The 18,560-nt window shown below is 39.3% G+C and carries 9 protein-coding genes; all 9 read right to left on the reverse strand.

Going from position 1 to position 18,560, the window contains the following annotated elements:
- Positions 1-1,031, reverse strand: a 1,031-nt coding sequence (locus BHECKSOX2_RS00250) for a hypothetical protein (RefSeq protein WP_218973219.1), incomplete at its 3' end; no start/stop codon positions are given.
- A gap of 114 nt (positions 1,032-1,145) precedes the next feature.
- Entirely contained in the window at positions 1,146-2,753 is a 1,608-nt protein-coding gene (locus tag BHECKSOX2_RS00255; protein WP_139681977.1) for a hypothetical protein, read from the reverse strand.
- A 180-nt stretch (positions 2,754-2,933) separates the two neighbouring features.
- Positions 2,934-7,625, reverse strand: a complete 4,692-nt coding sequence (locus BHECKSOX2_RS00260) for an FISUMP domain-containing protein (protein ID WP_139681978.1) — start codon at positions 7,623-7,625, stop codon at positions 2,934-2,936.
- A gap of 187 nt (positions 7,626-7,812) precedes the next feature.
- On the reverse strand, positions 7,813-11,748 hold the full coding sequence (locus BHECKSOX2_RS00265) for a cadherin domain-containing protein (RefSeq protein ID WP_139681979.1): 3,936 nt from the start codon (positions 11,746-11,748) through the stop codon (positions 7,813-7,815).
- A gap of 744 nt (positions 11,749-12,492) precedes the next feature.
- Positions 12,493-14,133: an autotransporter outer membrane beta-barrel domain-containing protein gene (locus BHECKSOX2_RS00275; protein WP_139681980.1), complete on the reverse strand. Its 1,641-nt coding sequence runs from the start codon at positions 14,131-14,133 to the stop codon at positions 12,493-12,495.
- A gap of 61 nt (positions 14,134-14,194) precedes the next feature.
- Entirely contained in the window at positions 14,195-15,073 is an 879-nt protein-coding gene (tsf, locus tag BHECKSOX2_RS00280) for a translation elongation factor Ts (RefSeq protein WP_139681981.1), read from the reverse strand.
- A 27-nt stretch (positions 15,074-15,100) separates the two neighbouring features.
- Complete coding sequence (gene rpsB, locus BHECKSOX2_RS00285; protein ID WP_139681982.1) at positions 15,101-16,075, reverse strand: 30S ribosomal protein S2; 975 nt, start codon at positions 16,073-16,075, stop codon at positions 15,101-15,103.
- Positions 16,076-16,304: 229 nt separating this feature from the next.
- Positions 16,305-16,979, reverse strand: a complete 675-nt coding sequence (gene rpe, locus BHECKSOX2_RS00290; RefSeq protein WP_139681983.1) for a ribulose-phosphate 3-epimerase — start codon at positions 16,977-16,979, stop codon at positions 16,305-16,307.
- 26 nt (positions 16,980-17,005) lie between these two features.
- A complete protein-coding gene (gene gpmI, locus BHECKSOX2_RS00295; RefSeq protein WP_139681984.1) occupies positions 17,006-18,544 on the reverse strand; it encodes a 2,3-bisphosphoglycerate-independent phosphoglycerate mutase in 1,539 nt (512 codons plus the stop codon).
- Between the last annotated feature and the right edge of the window lie 16 nt (positions 18,545-18,560).

Genomic DNA, 18,560 nt, shown 5'->3' on the forward strand with positions numbered 1-18,560 from the left:
ACATTATTTGCAATCTCATTATATTCTCCTTCTACATCAGGGGATACAGTTCTTATTCTAGCATCGGCGGTAGCACTTGATAAATCCCCCGATCCACCAGCTATCTCACTATCAGGCACCATATCCTGTTCATTAATGTCGGCGTAAAGATGTCTATCACTGGTTCCAGAATAAGGACTTTCCTCGATAGCATCCCCGATAGTCTCCTCAACACTTCCCACTTGATCTTCTAGTTCAGGTTGAGTATGAACCGCATCTATATATCTTGGATCAGAGTCGTCTGCTGAAAAATATTCACTGTCTGTAGAACTTGAATCAATTGTCACATTATCTAAATCCACCTGAGGATCTGTATTGGTAATAGGAGTGATATAATTGTTAGCCCCAAAATTCATTTCATCAGGAGTTAGGTACCCACCATCCATGGATGTTTCAATTGTTCCTGTGTTTGGGTTAATGGGAGCAAGATATCCATCTTCATTCACTTCGATTACATGTGGGTTTGAGTTGGCGGGAGCAAGATATCCATCTTCATTCATTTCGATTGTATCTGTATTTGAAGTGTTGCCCGATGGATCTCTTTTAAATCTTTTAAATACAAAATAGCCAATCGGTGTACCAATAGCCACTACAGAAAGCACGCTAACAGGTATTGCCCATTCAGCTACCGATAGTTTTGTGTCGTCTTTTGATATGACGCACTGCAACCGAAATTCTGGGTCTTTTTTTGCTAAACTTGGAAATGGCTCGGCAAAACCATTATGACTAGTATCATGATCTGGAGGGTCTACTATTTTTCCCGTAGGGATAGAGGGGCTAAACTCATACCCTGATCTACATTTACAGGTTGCAGTATTACTTTCAGGTATATACGAAAAAACTGATGAACTGACAGGATAGGAGGGTATTCGTGATGATGTCTTCCCATCTTGGCTAAAAATGCTGAGATCAATAATATTACAAGTAACTCCTAGCACATTAAAACTACTGATCAGCAACAAACCTAAAGCATACAATTTTATTATTTTCATTTTTTCCAATTATAAATTAAACAAACTTAACATCTATAGAGCGCTCTAAAAAACCCAACACAATTTATGTATTCCTCTAAATCGCACTAGGATTTCTGGAGCACCCTATAAAAACTATTTCTTATTACTCTCATTAAACGCTTTCGCCTTTTTCCTAACAGAAAACAAAAGATTTGACTTGACACCAAGAAGTATGCTGGTAAACGATTGAGCAGTATTTGATATATCAAGAAGCGGAGAAATAGGATCTCTGTTTAAGAATTTGGCAAATGCTACATAATCGTCGCTTTTTCCAGCAAGACATTCTTCTATTTGAGTATCTATCAAAGGGGGTAAAGTATCTATGCTTTTAAGGATATTAATAAGAACCATATCTTTGTTTGGGTGGTAAGGAACAACAACACAATCATAAACAGGATAGTTATGACCTGTATAACCTGATTTGTCCCAGCAAAGGGCATTCATGTTTTGCCCTTGATTGTTAAGATTATACCGCTCTCTAAACATTTTTTCTGTCGCTTTGCGTGCTTGTTGTTTTGCTTTTACTAGAAATTTTTCTGCAAAATCTTTTGCTGAACGACATATTTTCTCTCTCCCTTGTTTTCTTTGCTTATAAAAAGCATTGGCATAAGAAATCTTCATATTGCTTAAGAAGAAATTATAAGTTTTTACATAACTGCCTAAAAACTCAGAAAAAGGGTAATTTTTATCGGTTTCTGTATAAGGAGGTTTTTTAGATGAAGTATCTGGTGATTTGATTGTAATTGAATCCTCTAGTTTATAGGCACTAAAATGCGTTTTATAGTCATAAAAAATATTACCTAAACATCCTTTTATTTGCCCGGGATTCATATCTTTAAAGGATAAAACATGGTTACTATCAGTATTAATGCCACATAATTCAAGTGTTGAATTAGACAAAATACTGGGTGGTGTAGTTATCATCCCTTTAATTGAGTGATCCAAGAACTCCTCTAAAGCAACAAACTTTGGAGAGCCTTTCATCCATTGGGCTGAATATACTTTTGTCAATAATGCTTGTAATTTTTTAACAGATGTAAAATATTGCTTCCTGTAGGTGACAAACAAATCCCGTCCATGTTCGGAATAAATTTTTTCTAAACCTTCTGTATTGTTCATTCCTGAGATCAGAAGGTCATGAACTTTTGATGCAAATTTAGTCATATCTTGAACCTCTGCCTTAGGGGATTCATATATATAACCACCATTAACAGTTTTTAATATTTTATTCAATTTTTCCTCTTCTCTGTCTGTTGGAGAAGGTCCAAAATCAGCAATTATATTAAATGGTAATGTCCAATTATAAAAAGATGCTATTTTATCTGCGGTTGTTGCATTGGGATCTTCAAAAACCGTTACAATGTGATAAATTACCATTCCTACTGCTACAACTACACCGATAACCCCGATAACTTCTACTGCTACTTCTGCAGTCAGCATAGCCGTGTCCATTATTGGCGCCTCTAAAGCCCCAGTTGTCTCTGCTGCAGTGCTAGCAATATTCTCAGAAGCAGTGGTACCAATCTCATCTGTTGTAGGGATATCTTCTGTCTGGAGTTCTGGGTTGGTGCTATCTTGATTCGTTATGCGGTCATCAAATTCATCGTTATCTGGGGTGCATAAAGATCCTGCAGCATTGATATTAAATGTTATTAAGGCACTCAAAATTAATGTTAGAAAATTAAATTTTATTAGTTTCATATATACTCCAAATGTTCTTCAAACACATTTTTTGAAAAACTCTCTTTAAAATTAAAAAAATAGACTCTTGTTTTTTAAGGGTGAAAATGTATTTTGTGCTTATGCCATTTTCAAAAAAAATTGTCTTATTAACTACTTATATCTGTCTTAAGGTTTATAAAATAAGCATTTTTATACTCATTATGTTTTAGGAGACCCGAAAATAGTTTTCCAGAAATCCCAAACTGTATTCCAAACTGTATTCCAATCGGGGGTAGTAGGCGCCGGTTCAGATTTTATACAACGCAGAGCAAGACCAAGATTTGGAAGATCATCTTTAAAGCTGACCGAACCTGCTACACTATTAAAAACTAAACTGTTTGCTCTAAGTCCTATTTCTACATGCACTCTTGTACTTTTAGAAAATCCAAAGTAATACCAAGGATGAGTAATTACCGTTTTATACTCGGGCCTAGGAGAAGCAATACGACTTCTAGTCCAATACCGACCAGAATTGGTTTCTACAATATATATATCTTTATCAATACTTATCACTCTTTTACGCATACCTGTTAAAGGCAATTTTAAAGAGTTGTTGAAAGTAGTCGTCTTTAACCCTATTTTTTCATCTATAAACTCCTGCTTACTAGGGACAGAAAAACCAGCTGGGCAGACGCCACTATAATACCTATCAGTGCGTTTAAATCCATAAGTGTCAGTACTCGTCCAATCATAAAACAATTTAGATTGAAATCTAGCTCTTATGGCCATTCCTGATCCAGATCCATAATCTACTTGTTGGGATGAGGATTTTCCATAAAGTGTATCGTTAGATGGGGTTATCGATTTTGATAGACTTTTACCAAGATTATGATTAGAGCGCTTTTGATGCCCATCAGTAAAACGCCCAAACTGATACAAGCCACCAAGACACAATGGGTCTGTGGCATTTTCACAAACCATATCAGCATCCAAATTTCTATCTAGCCAAACTCGCCCTGTTGTTGGAGAGGTAACCGTGTTATAAATCTTGCCATTAAAAACCTTGGCAACCACTTGAATAGTCAAACTAGCAACAACATTGTTCCCATCTAATGAAGTTGCACTCAACACTACTGTGCCCTCACTAACACCTTTAAGTGTTGTGACGCCCTCTTTTGAAATGTGAATGGTTGCATTTTTAGAATTTAGCGACCATGAAACCTTTTGAATAGTAGCGTTGCTAGGGGTAAGTGCAACACTAACCTGAGCAACTTTACCTACTTCAAGAACATTTGTATCGCTTAATCGCTGAATGTCATGATTTATCTGAATACTGGTAACAGGCACGGCAACAGACTTTACGCTGATAGAAATCACTGCTGAACTTGTGCCCAAATCATTAGAAGCAGTAACGGTATAGAGAGCTTTTGGCTGTACTTTGGTCGGCACACCTGAAATTACGCCAGTTGTATAGTTCATTTTTAATCCAGCAGGAAGTCCATCAATTGACCACCTAGTGACATGGGCACCAAAATTAACGAATGTAATTGGGGTAATCTCTTCGCCAAAAGAAGCACTTAACACATCAATATTAGATTTAATAATAGGAGGGCCAACAGTATCTTTTATGCAACGCACTTGGTAACCTCTGGCACGCCCTTCATTTAAAAAATATTGTGCGCCATCTGCTCCAAATACAAGTGCAGTAGATCTGTGGTTCTTACTGTCAATAGATCTTGTCCAATAAGAACCCTTTTTATTTGCTTCCTCTAATATTCCATCAACATCACGATAACCACTTAACGGCAACATTCCATTAAATACTGAGGTGCTGCCCCCGCCTTCATTACTTAATTCCTTAGAGGTTGGTACGCTATAACCTTTCGGACAAATATCATTAACACCTTTATCGATCCAAGCAACTTTTCTGTTGTCGCCTTGATGGTCAACAAGTGCTGTTGTCCAGTCAGTTACGACAGCGGGCATATTAGTTATAAATTTTGCATTATTAGGGGTGATACTGCTTGCTAATTCTGAACTCGTTTTTGAACCTGCAATTTGGTGCCCATCTCTACCTCTGCCCCATTGATAAAAATCACCATAACAATTTGAATCTGTCCTAGTTTTACAAGCCTCAGATGCACCTAAGTTTCTATCTAGCCAAGACCTGCCTGTTTTTTTAGACAATATCTCTTTATAAGATTTATTATCAAAAACAATGGTAGGAACAACAAGTATTTCAAACTCATCTACCGCAGTGCCATTAAGTGCGATAGCTCTGACAGTGGATACGCCATCTTTGATGGCAGTAATTTTGCCTGTTGCTTGGTCAACACTTAGTTTGTCATCAACCTCCCACGACAAAGTTTTGTCGGTTGCATCGTTAGGACTAATCGCTACATGAAGTTGCATGCTTTCACCAATTGCTAAGACACTTTTAGCGCCTGATATTTTAATGCTATCAACCAATACTGGTAAAACTGTAATATAGACAGCAACATTCGTTGACCCTTGGCTGTTGCTAGCAGAAACCATATATATATTTCTGCTTTGAACCTTAGTAGGCGTACCTGAAATAATTCCTTTTTGATTGTCAAACACCAACCCTTTAGGAAGTGGAAATGAAGGAAGGATTGACCATTGATCAACACCGCCTGAGGCATAATTAATAAATTCAATTGGCTTCATTGGCCTACCAACAATAATGTTGTTTTCGACTGTGCTGGGTGCTATTTCTGGTGCAGTGTTATCTTGAAGACAACGCACACTGACATCTATTGTTTTAAGCATATCACCACGCCATAAATCCAACTCTGTTCTGCTCAGTAAAAATTCATGCTCCTTCTCGTTAGAAAACTGTATGGCAGTAATTCCAACAATATTAATGTCAGCATCGTCTCTAAGCTGTTGCAGTGTTTGAGAGGTATTCATTGAATTTTTAGAAAGAAAAACAACCAAACCTATGGCGGGTTTAACAAGTTTTCCTGTTGTTAAGTCTCGGATCTTGATACTGTCAATGATATATTCCGAACCTAAATCAATCAACACCCATCCATTGCCTGAAGGGCTCTTAGCACTGAAACCAAGATCGGTGCCATCAACAATATCAGCTGGATCGTTTTTACTATCAGTCCAAGTACTGCCGCCAGTGGAACTTTTTGCCGTCTTGTGTGATGCAACATCTACGCCATTACTGATTACTCCTACCTTACCTGTCAATAATGCACTCGGATCAGCGCTGAAACCAAGCTTGGTGTCATTAACAATATTAACCGAATTGTTTTCACTATCACTCCAAGTGTTAGTGAAACTTTTTACCGTCTTGTGTAATGCAACATTTACACCATCACTAATTACTTCTACTTCACCTATTGATAATGCACCTGGAAGTGATTGTTTAATTAACACAAAACGCATAGCATCTATTGGTACAGGTGCTATTTTACGGGCAATAAAGTGTTTGTCATTTTTGGTGCTACTAGAGCTACTAGAGCTAACAAAATAAGCCTCCTCTCCTACTTTCTTCATTTTATCGTCTTGGTAAAAACCTAGCAATTTAGCATTAAAGTCACTTTCATGAAGTATTTCGGCTTGTTTTCTGCCTCGATACGCATTATCTTTGTTTTGAAGGGCTTGACTCATGCCAAGATGGCCTTCTAATTTTTTCCAATCTGCATCTGATGGGATGTGCCAGCCAGAGGCACATATTCCTTGTGATCCTGATTTGGATTCGGCGTTCATAGCCCCTTTCCAATTATAAAACTTGAGATCCTCATTTTCGGCATGAACATTTTTTATGTGGGCAACACTTGGGTAATGAAGCATGTTCTCAACAGTCCATAGCTGATCACCAAACATTTTGGTTTTATACTTAGCAAAACCAACTGACATTTCTCTGTGGTAATTATGGGGATTGACAGTATCTTTGTCAGATCCGTCTTGGTCTTTGTCGGAGCCGCCTTTGTTTTTATCAGATCCGCCTTTGTCTTTGTCGGAGTCACCTTTGTTTTTATCAGATCCGTCTTTGTCTTTGTCGGAGTCACCTTTGTTTTTATCAGATCCGCCTTTGTCTTTGCCGAATCCGTCTTTGTTTTTGTCAGTCTTGTCTTTATCAGCCTTAGATTTTGGTGTTAGAATACGAGAAAATCCGGTTATTTTATAGCTTTCTTTCTTCCCTGTAATATTACTCTTAATCTCTAGCGTGCCAGAAAACTTACTACCAATATATACATTGGCAAAAACCCCCATAAAAACAATGTCGCCTTTAGACTGATTAGGTTGTAATGAATCAGTGTCGTAATCCCAAGTCATCCGTCTATCTTTAAAGGTTACATTGTAAACTGGTGTTCCATTGATAAAAACAGATCGGTCGGTTACCTTGCCATTTATGGATTCGGCTGCATTTGTTATGTAAATTTTTATTGATTTTTTGCCATTGTCGTATGTTAAATTAGTGGGGTATCTTCCAACCCAGAAAAATAAATTGTTAGCCTTTCTTTTTTCAAACTCAGTAGCGACTGTTTTTACCTTGCAAAGGCTACATTTACTGGTTAAGAAGCTTTGAAGTGTTTGAAGATTGTCGTTTAATGTTAGCGATATACGCAGATGTTTAACAAACTCCAAAAATAAGGTAGTTTTGCTAAAAACTTCATCTACAAACATTTCGGAGGCTTTTAGAACATCAGGGTTTTCGCTTGGTGTTACCTTGGAATCAGGGGCAAAAACAAGGGGCTTTGAGGAATTAGATTGATTGAGGTTGGCATTCAGGAGGTTGGCATTCAGATTAGGATTCGTTAAATTGGACAAGGAATCTGACTGAGTAGAAAAAGCATCAGGCGGCGTTGCTAGTATATTAACACTAGATAATAAGTAAATCAGTAAACCGATTGTTGATACTTTGATTGTTTGCATACATTAATTCCTAATAAATAAACCTAAATTCAAATTCTAAGTGCAACTTTTTTTTAGTTGGCTAATGATACCTATAATAAGACTCCTGCATAACACCAAAAAAAAGCCCCCTGCATTAACCCAATATATTTTATGGGCTTTATAAATTGTACTGGGAATTTTGGCTGGCCTTTTTTATAAACTCACATTAAAACTTCCATTGAATAGCACCTTCAATACCATCACTATGCGCTTTATTATTGGTAGATTGAATGCGCTCATAACTAACAGAAGCACTGGTGTTGTCTTTTTGATAATCCAGCCCCAGTTTTACGCTCACTTCTTGCTCGGCATTTTTGCTAAGGTAATCGCTAGTATCACGACGAATATCGGATTTGTATTCCACACTAACAAAGCGATTGAGTTGTCCATCTCGATAGTTCACTTGCTTATTAATCTCAATACCAAGGGCAATTGCCTCATTAGTGACAGTCTCGCTGTTGGTAAGTACATCACTCGCCTTCATCTTAATACGACTGATGTCGTAACGAATAAAAGGCGAAAGCTCTACGCCCTTGGTCTGTAAATCCACACGGTAAGCAATGCTGGCAAAAAAGCCATCGCTGTCTTGGTCGGCACTTGATGCATTGTTGACTTTGTGCGTGGCTTGGGCGACGCCTAGTACTGCCTCAATACTGCCTTTGTCATTGAGTTCTAATGCGCCGTAACTAGACAATGTGTATTGCGTGGTATCCACATCGCCTGAGAAATCATTGCCCGTGGCAGTGCGATCTTGCTTGCCTAAGCTAAGGGCAAAGCCAATAATTTTATCTTTGGCTATGCGTCTGTCCATACCCATATTGAGGGATTTAAGATTAAACTTAGTCTTATCTGCCCCTGTCCCGTTGCTTTTACCAATCACCACCTTGGCACTCGTCCAAGTATCCCAACGCTCAATCTTACGGCTGGAGGTGGGGATGACATTACTTAGCCCGTTGGCACTTAGTACATGGTTGATAAGGCTGTTGGTTTGACTATCGGCAAAACTGACCTGAATACCGCTAACAAAACCATTGGCACTAGAGCTGCTCTTTTGTTTGTCTTTATGACGAATATGCGATAAGCGCCCCATCAATGTTTTTCCGACTTTAAAGAGTAAGACTTTACTGGCAGTTTTGCTTTCTTTACGCACAGCTTGGGCAGCCATTCTGATAGCCACCGCCCTAGAAGCGCCGACACCAGCCCTTGTAGACGCTTCTACGGTTACAGTGAGGGTTTTTTCAGTCGTATCATTACCCTTGGTGGCTTTGATATTAACCTGATAAGTGTTATCACCAGGATTTTTAAAGCTGGTGGCTTCAAAGGTAAGTGTGTTGCCACTAAGGCTGAATTTAGCCTGATTTCTGCCACCAGTAATAGAAAAATTTACACCCCTTTGGCTGGCAGTAAGTGTAATTACTTTGGCTACATTTTCTGGCGTAGAAACATTAGCTGTGGTAATGACAAGCTCTTTTGTTTCTTCTGTAACTTTGATAGAAAATTCTTGATTGACGCTCTGGATGCCATCGCTAACAGTGACGGTGATAGTCATATCGCCAATAGCAGTGATGGAACGCTTGGTTTTGAGTTGGTTGCCATTGACGATTTTAAAATCAGTACTGGTGGTGGTAAAAGTAAGGGCATCAGTAGCAGTATCTAGATCGGTAGCACTAAGGGTGCCAACCAAGGTGTCGGCGGGCAGACCTGCGATAAGATTAGTATTGCTGATCTGGATATTGGTCGGGGCTTCATCATTTAGGTCGGTAACCGTAACAGCGATGGTTCTGCTGACGGAGTCTTCGCCTGCTTTGGCAGTAACTACCACCGAGTAGGTGTGATCGCTTCTGGCTTCAAAGTCGGTGGCAGCAAAGGTAAGTGTGTTGCCACTAAGGCTAAATTTAGCCTTATCTGCACCACCGGTAATAGCAAAACTTACATCACTTCTGTTGACAGTAAGCACAATCACTTTATCTGCATTTTCTGGCGTAGCAACATCAGTCGTAGTAATGACAAGTTCCCCTTCATCTTCTAAAGCTATAACTTTGATAGTAAAGTCTTTCCTGGTGTGTTGGACACCATCGCTAACAGTGACGGTGATAGTCATATCACCAATAGCAGCGATGGGACGCTTGGTTTTGAGTTGGTTACGGTTGACGATTTCAAAATCAGCGTTGTTGGTGATGGTAAAAGTGAGGGCATCAGCAGCAGTATCTATATCGGTAGCACTAAGGGTGCCAACCACGGTGCCGGCGGGCTGACCTTTGAGAAGGTTAGTATTGCTGATCTGGATATTGGTTGGGGCAACATCGTTTAGGTCGGTAACCGTAACAGTAATGGTTTTGCTAACGGAGGATTTACCTGCTTCACTGGCAGTAATTATCACCGAGTAGGTATGATCGCTTCTGGCTTCAAAGTCGGTGGCAGCAAAGGTAAGTGTGTTGCCACTAAGGCTAAATTTAGCCTTATCTGCACCACCGGTAATAGCAAAACTTACATCACTTCTGTTGACAGTAAGCACAATCACTTTATCTGCATTTTCTGGCGTAGCAACATCAGTCGTAGTAATGACAAGTTCCCCTTCATCTTCTAAAGCTATAACTTTGATAGTAAAGTCTTTCCTGGTGTGTTGGACACCATCGCTAACAGTGACGGTGATAGTCATATCACCAATAGCAGCGATGGGACGCTTGGTTTTGAGTTGGTTACGGTTGACGATTTCAAAATCAGCGTTGTTGGTGATGGTAAAAGTGAGGGCATCAGCAGCAGTATCTATATCGGTAGCACTAAGGGTGCCAACCACGGTGCCGGCGGGCTGACCTTTGAGAAGGTTAGTATTGCTGATCTGGATATTGGTCGGTGCTTCATCGTCTAGGTCGGTAACTGTAACAGTGATGGTTTTTTCAGCTGTTATGATGGAGGTGAGGACCCCAAAACGTACCGTTCTGATGGCTTGTACCTTAACACGATAAGCGACATCACTTCGGGCTTCAAAATCCGTGGCTTTGAAAGTTAATTTATTACCTGCTAAGGTAAACTTATTGGCATCTGCACCAGGCAAAATAGCAAAATCTATCGAGATAAAACCACTATCGCTATTATTGCCATTAGTGGTAAGATCAATCACCTTGGCTGTGTTTTCAGGCGTAGAAAAAGCATCAGCTGTGGTAATACGATAGACATTCTCTCTTGATAATGTCCTATCAAGTTCAAGTACGGTTACAGTAATGGTTTTAGCGATATGGGCTTCGCCTGTTTTACTGGCAATAATTACCACCGAGTAGGTGTTATCGCTTCCGACTTCAAAGTCGGTGGCAGCAAAGGTAAGTTTGTTACTGCCCTCAGGAAGGCTAAATTTATCCCGATCTGAACCACTGCCAATAACAAAACTTACATTATCTTTGTTGGCAGTAAGATCAATTACTTTAGCTACTTTTTCTGGCGTAGAAACATCAACTGTAGTAATGGCAAACTTAGGAATTGCGTCAGTTACTGTTATATGAAAATCTTTATTTTTAGATTTGTTACCTTGTGGATCAGAGACAGAAACCGAAAAATAATAATCGCCTTTTTGTTTTTTATCAACCTTTGCCTTAATGCTTAACTCACCCTTTGAATTGATTGAAAAATCTTTGTTACTAGTGCTACCTTCGAGATGGTAACTAAGTTTTGTGCTGTCGGTACCGGCATCCTCATCAGTGGCAGTCACTGTACCAATCACGGTACCACTGGCGCTACCATCTTCAATAGTTTTATTACTGAGTTGAATATTTTTAGGTGCTTCAGCTACATCCAAAATTGTGTATATCAATATAACAGCAGACATATTGTCTTGACCAGTAAACTTCATGCGAGTTTCAAGACGAATTGTTTTATTTTCAAGAGCCTCATAATTTTGTTTCTTCAATGTTATTCCACTCGGCTTTATTATAAATTGATCTGCATCAATATTACTTTCGAAAAATGATATGCTATCAATACGCCACTTAGAAGCGAATGTTGCATTCTCATTCTCATACACGTTCAGGTAACTCGTATAACGACCAGCCAACGCTTGGAATGATGACAACAACAGTACACTTATAATAAATAGTTTTATAGTTTTCATAGAAAATCCCCTTAATAATTATTTTACTTCGCTGTTTCTAAGTAACAGCGCATAATTGGCAAAATGTTTTTTACACTTTGTCCATCAGCATGGATCCTAGATATTCTCTAGTTCTGTATTAAAAATAAAATGTACTTTATATTGTATAAAACTAACTACTTTTTTATAAAGCATTATGATCCGCTCCCCATATGTATTTTTACCTTAAAAATAGATAATTGTGTAAGTTTTTTTTGTTGTGTAATTTTAGACTCCTACATCAAACCCTGCAAAAGCCCAAGAAGTAGCAGAAAAACTAAGAAGATTTTACAAGCCAATAAAACCTCCGATGCTAGCGCAGTTGCTAAACTTGATATGACCTAGGGCTTTTAAAACAGGGAAATACACTGATCACTTGGCAAACGCTAAATACCCCTCATTAGAAAAATTGCCAGCGAGTAATCTTAAGGCTATTGCCGACAATCTAACCGGAGCGACGAATACCGACAAGAGTCTAGTGATAACTTAGGGATGATGGTGTCTTGCTTAACAAAAATACAAAGCAAAAAAGATTAGTCTTTAACCTGAGCCATTACTTTATCAGCAAAATTCTCTTCCTTTTTCTCAATACCCTCGCCCATTTCAAAGCAAACAAACGACATTATTATAGCAACTTTTCTCTTTCAAGAATATCTGCAGAAATACATTCAGGCTTGTTGGTTAATTTATGCTGGGGTTTTTTAGGCGTCCTTTTTTATAGGCTCATTAAAACTTCCATCGAACAGCACCTTCAATACCATTACTATGCGCTTTATTATTGGTAGATTGAATACGCTCATAACTAACAGAAGCGGTGGTGTCGTCTTTCTGATAATCCAGCCCCAGTTTCACGCTCACTTCTTGCTCCGTATTTTTGCTACGGTAATCACTGTCATCACGACGAATATCGGATTTGTATTCCACGCTCACAAAGCGAGTGAGTTGTCCATCTTGGTAGTTCGCTGTCTTACTGATGTCAATACCAAGAGCAATTGCCTCGTCGGTGGCAGTCTCGCTGTTGGCAAGTATGTCATCGGCTTTCATCTTGATACGGCTGATATCGTAGCGAATGAAAGGCGATAAGTCTACGCCCTGAGCCTGTAAATCTGTACGGTAAGCAATGCTGGCAAAAAAGCCATCGCTGTCTTGGTCGGCACTTGGCGTGTTGCTATTGCTGATTTTGTGCGTGGCTTGGGCGACGCCTAGTACTGCTTCAATATTGCCTTTGTCACTGAGTTCTAACGCACCGTAACTAGACAGTATGTATTGCGTGGTATCTATATCACCTGAGAAATTATTGCCCGTAGCAGTGTGCTTTTGCTTGCCTAAGCCAAGAGAAAAGCCGATAATTTTATCTTTGGCTATGCGTCTGTCCATACCTATATTAAGGGATTTAAGATTAAACTTAGTCTTATTTGCCCCTTCCCCGTTGTTTTTACCAATCACCACCTTGGCACTCGTCCAAGTATCCCAACGCTCAATCTTACGGCTGGAGGTGGGAATGACATTACTCAGCCCGTTGGCACTTAGTACACGATTGATAAAGCTGTTGGTTTGGCTATCGGCAAAACTGACCTGAATGCCGTTAACAAAATCATTGGCACTAAAACTACTTTTTTGCTTGTTTTTATGACGAATATGCGATAAACGCCCCATCAATGTTCTTCCGACTTTAGAGAGTAAGAGTTTACTGTCAGATTTGCTTTCTTTTCGCACAGCTTGGGCAGTCACCACTAACCCATCTACGACTACTTTGATAGAAAATTCTTGATTGGCGCTCTGGGTGCCATCGATAACAGTGACGGTGATAGTCATATCACCAATAGCAGTGATGGAACGCTTGGTTTTGAGTTGGTTGCCATTGACGATTTTAAAATCAGTGCTGGTGGTGGTAAAAGTAAGGGCATCAGTAGCAGTATCTGGATCGGTAGCACTGAGGGTGCCAACCAAGGTGTCGGCGGGCAGACCTGCGATAAGATTAGTATTGCTGATCTGAATATTGGTCGGTGCTTCATCGTCTAGGTCGGTAACTGTAACAGTGATGGTTTTTTCAGCTATATCGGTTTGTATGGTTGCCTTTCTGGTGGCGCGTACCTTAACACGATAAGTGGCATCACTTTGGGCTTCAAAATCCGTGGCTTCGAAAGTTAAATCATTACCTACTAAGGTAAACTTGTCGGCATCTTCACCAGGCAAAATAGCAAAATTTATCGAGAAAAAACCAACACCGCCATCAGTGGTAAGATCAATCACCTTGGCTGTGTTTTCAGGCGTAGAAAAATTAGCCCCCGTGGTAATAGAAAATGCAAATGCCTGAAACGATGATAACAACAGTATGTGTATAACAAATAGTTTAATAATTTTCATGGTAAACCCTCTTAATATTTAAGAACCCAAAATTGTATAGTAAATCTCAAGACGAGAAGAATTAACCTTTAATCTGAGCCATTACTTCATCAGCAAAATTTTCTTCTTTTTTCTCAATGCCCTCGCCCACTTCAAAACGAACAAATGACTTGATTGTGGCGCCTTTTGATTTAACCAATGCACCCACTGTTGTATCTGGGTCTTTAACAAAAGCTTGACCAGAAAGTGTGACTTCGTTGATAAATTTCTTCATGCGACCACCAATCATTTTCTCAATGATGTTGTCTGGTTTGCCAGATTCTCTTGCTTGCTCTACAAAAATCGCTTTTTCTCTTTCAAGAATATCTGCAGATAATTCATCTTCAAAAATACACTCTGGCTTAGAAGCTGCAATATGCATGGCAATGTCTTTTGCCAAGTCTTCATCACCACCCTCTAATACGCTTAATACCGCAATACGATCACCGTGTTTATAAACACCGATAACACCATCATTTGCATTCACAGTTACTACACGACGAATGGTTACATTTTCACCAGTACTAGCAACGATATCTTCGCGTGCTTTTTCTAATGAATCACCATTTTCCATGGTTTGCGCTAAAAACGCTTCAATATTAGCAGGGGTTGTTTTAAGTGCCAATTCACCTAATGCATCAACAAAACCAATAAAGACATCGCCTTTAGTAACAAAGTCTGTTTCAGAATTAACCTCTAAAATAGTTGCTGTTTTTCCATCAGTACTAACATTAACTTTAACCAAACCTTCTGCAGCAATACGCCCTGACTTCTTAGCGGCCTTAGCGGCGCCTGAGGTGCGCATTAAATCAATCGCTGCTTCCATATCACCATTGGTTTCACTTAATGCTTTTTTGCAGTCCATCATGCCTGCGCCTGTTCTTTCTCTTAATTCTTTAACCATTAATGCTGTAATAGCCATAACTATCTCCTAATCTATCTGTATTGTTTATGCAAGAATTTTCTCAATCATTACGCCTTTAGTATCGCTGGCATTAACCTGAACACCTTGCTCTTGTGCATAACGCCCTAATTCTGCTTTTTTCATAGCGGTTAGTGCTGTTTTGTTGAGCTTGCTGGTTTTCTTTGCTGTTTTTTCAGCAACTGGTTTTTTAGTCGCTTCCTTCTCAACAGGTTTTTTCTCTTCTTTAACAGCCTCTTCTTTAACAACTGCTTTCTTAATCACAGGCTCTTTAACAACAGTTTTCTTTATGGTAGTTGGTTTTTTAGTTTGTTGTATTGGCATTGAAGCTTTTGCCTCTAAAACTGCATTTGCAATTTCTCTTGCGTAGAAGCCAATCGCTCTGATTGAATCGTCATTACCTGGGATCACATAGTCGATGCCTTCTGGATTGTGGTTAGTGTCCACAATGCCGATTAGTGGCAAGCTTAATTTTTGTGCTTCTTTGACGGCGTTCTTCTCATGACCGATATCAATAACGAACACCACATCAGGAATACCGCCTAAATCTTTAATACCGCCTAAACTACGCTCTAGTTTTTCCATTTCGCGTGTCATCATTAACGCTTCTTTTTTGCCGAATTGAGCAAAGTTTTCTTCTGCTAAAAATTCTAAATCTTTTAGACGCTTAATTGAGGCTTTGATGGTTTTGTAGTTTGTCATCATGCCACCCAACCAACGGTGGTTCACATATGGCATACCACAACGGATTGCCTCTTCTTTCATGATGTCACTTGCTGCACGCTTTGTGCCAACAAACAAAATAGAGCCGCCAGCTGCTGCTGTTTTTGATGCGAAATTAAGCACATCGTTAAACATTGGTAGTGATTTTTCTAGGTTGATGATATGCACACCATTACGAGTGCCATAAATGTAGCGCTCCATTTTTGGGTGCCAAAAACGACTGCGGTGACCAAAATGAACACCAGCCTCTAACATTTTCTTCATGGATGTCTTTGCCATATTATTTCTCCGGGGTTATTAAAAAGACCTCTTGTCTTTTCCTTCCACAACTTCTATTAGTCAACCCTTCTTTCTCAAAGAGCACCCTGACTAATATGCCAAGCTGTGTGATACATTAAAATAAATTGGGCGCTCAATAAACGCCCAATTCAACTGTTGATTTTTAAAAATCAAAAATCGTAAAACGCAGTATTATACCTAAGCCTTACGGTATAAGTAATAATTAGCTCTAGTTAGCTTTGGCTAATTCAGCGCGCATCTCATCAATGGTTGCTTTATAATCGTTAGTATTGAAGATGGCTGAACCTGCAACAAAGGTATCTGCGCCTGCAGCTGCAACTTCACGAATATTATCAATTTTCACACCGCCATCAATTTCTAAGCGAATATCCTTGCCACTCACATCAATCAATTGTCGTACTTGCTTACACTTTTCTAGCGTGTGTGGAATGAAAGATTGACCACCAAAACCAGGGTTGACCGACATTAACAAAATCATATCTAACTTATCCATAATATTTTCTAGTACATGTAAAGGTGTTGCTGGATTAAACACCAGCCCTGCTTTACAACCCGCCTCTTGAATCATACCAAGCGTCCTGTCAACATGCTCAGAAGCTTCTGGGTGAAAAGTAATATATGATGCACCTGCAGCAACAAAGTCAGGAATAATTCTGTCTACTGGTTTAACCATTAAATGCACATCAATCGGTGCAGTTACACCATGATTCCGTAATGCTTCACAAACCAATGGACCAATTGTTAAGTTTGGCACATAGTGATTATCCATCACATCAAAATGCACAATATCAGCGCCAGCGCTTAATACATTATCAACTTCTTCACCCAACTTGGCGAAGTCTGCTGCCAAGATTGACGGGGCAATAAAATTAGATTGTTTCATTTTTTCTCCTGTTTTTAAAAAGTAATTTATTTAAATGTGAGCAGACTAGAGCCTGTCATTTCATCGGGCTGTTCAACACCCATCATTAATAGCAATGTTGGTGCAACATCAGATAATGCACCCTCTTTAGGTTCGGCAATTGCTGCTTCACGCCCACTCACAAAGATAAGTGGCACTGGATTATTTGTATGTGCGGTATGCACTTCGCCCGTTTCAGGGTTAACCATTTGTTCGGCGTTGCCATGGTCGGCAGTAATTAGCATTTCTCCATCAATAGAAAATATAGACTGATAAATGATACCAAGGCATTTATCAACTGCCTCAACCGCTTTAATAGTCGCCTCTAATTTCCCAGAATGCCCAACCATATCAGTATTAGCAAAGTTACAAATAATCAAATCATATTTCTGACTTTCAATATTCTCAGCCAAATCATCCGTTAACTCAAAGGCGCTCATTTCTGGCTTCAGGTCATAAGTTGCTACATCTGGCGATGGAATCAGTACGCGGTCTTCTCCATAAAATGGACGCTCAATACCGCCATTTAAAAAGAAAGTGACATGTGCATATTTTTCAGTCTCAGCAATCCTAAGTTGTGTCATGCCTAAGTTAGACAGATATTTACCCAGCACATTGTTAAGCTTTGCAGGTGGATAAGCCACTGGTAAGTTAAAGTCTTTTTTGTATTCTGTCAAGCAAATAAATTGCGTGGGTACAAAATTACCACGCGAAAAACCTTGAAAATTTTCATCAGTTAATGCCTGAGTAATTTGCCTGGCACGGTCGGCGCGATAATTCATAAAAATCATCACATCGCCTTTATTAATTTTTGTTGGCGATTTGATGACACTTGACTGAACAAACTCATCTGTTTCGCCACGCGCATATGCCATATTAATAGCTTCAACTGCACTTTGCGCTAAAAACTTGCCCTTACCTTTGACAATTAATTCATAAGCAGAACGCACGCGATCCCAGCGATTATCCCTATCCAAAGAGAAATACCGACCAATCACACTAGCAATTTCACCCACGCCCACTTCAATAATTTTCTCTTCTAATTTTTGAATGTAGCCTTTTGCACTCTTTTGTGCACAGTCTCGACCATCAGAAAATATATGCAAGTAGACTTCCTTACAATCATGTTTCTTAGTCATTTCCAACATGGCATGAATTTGCTCTTCGTGTGAATGTACGCCACCGTCAGATAACAAACCCATAATGTGGACTGCCTTATTGTTGTCATTAGCATATTCAAGGGAATTTTTTAAGACAGGGTTTCTAAAGAAGTCACCTTCTTGAATGTCATTATGAATTCGGGTGAAATCCTGCTTAACCACACGCCCAGCACCAAGGTTAAGATGCCCTACTTCAGAATTACCCATTTGCTCACCAGGTAATCCAACTTTTTTACCGCTAGTAAGAATCAGAGTGTTAGGGTGTTTGTTATTAAGTCTATCCCAAACAGGCGTTTTTGCTAGGGCAATAGCGTTATTCTCTTCAACTTCTGAATGCCCCCAGCCATCTAGGATAATTAGTACTTTGGTTTGTTTTTTTGCTATCATTGATTGTTATCCTAAA

Origin of the sequence: thiotrophic endosymbiont of Bathymodiolus puteoserpentis (Logatchev) (genome assembly GCF_900127505.1) — a bacterium.
In the GTDB taxonomy this organism is placed as follows: domain Bacteria; phylum Pseudomonadota; class Gammaproteobacteria; order PS1; family Pseudothioglobaceae; genus Thiodubiliella.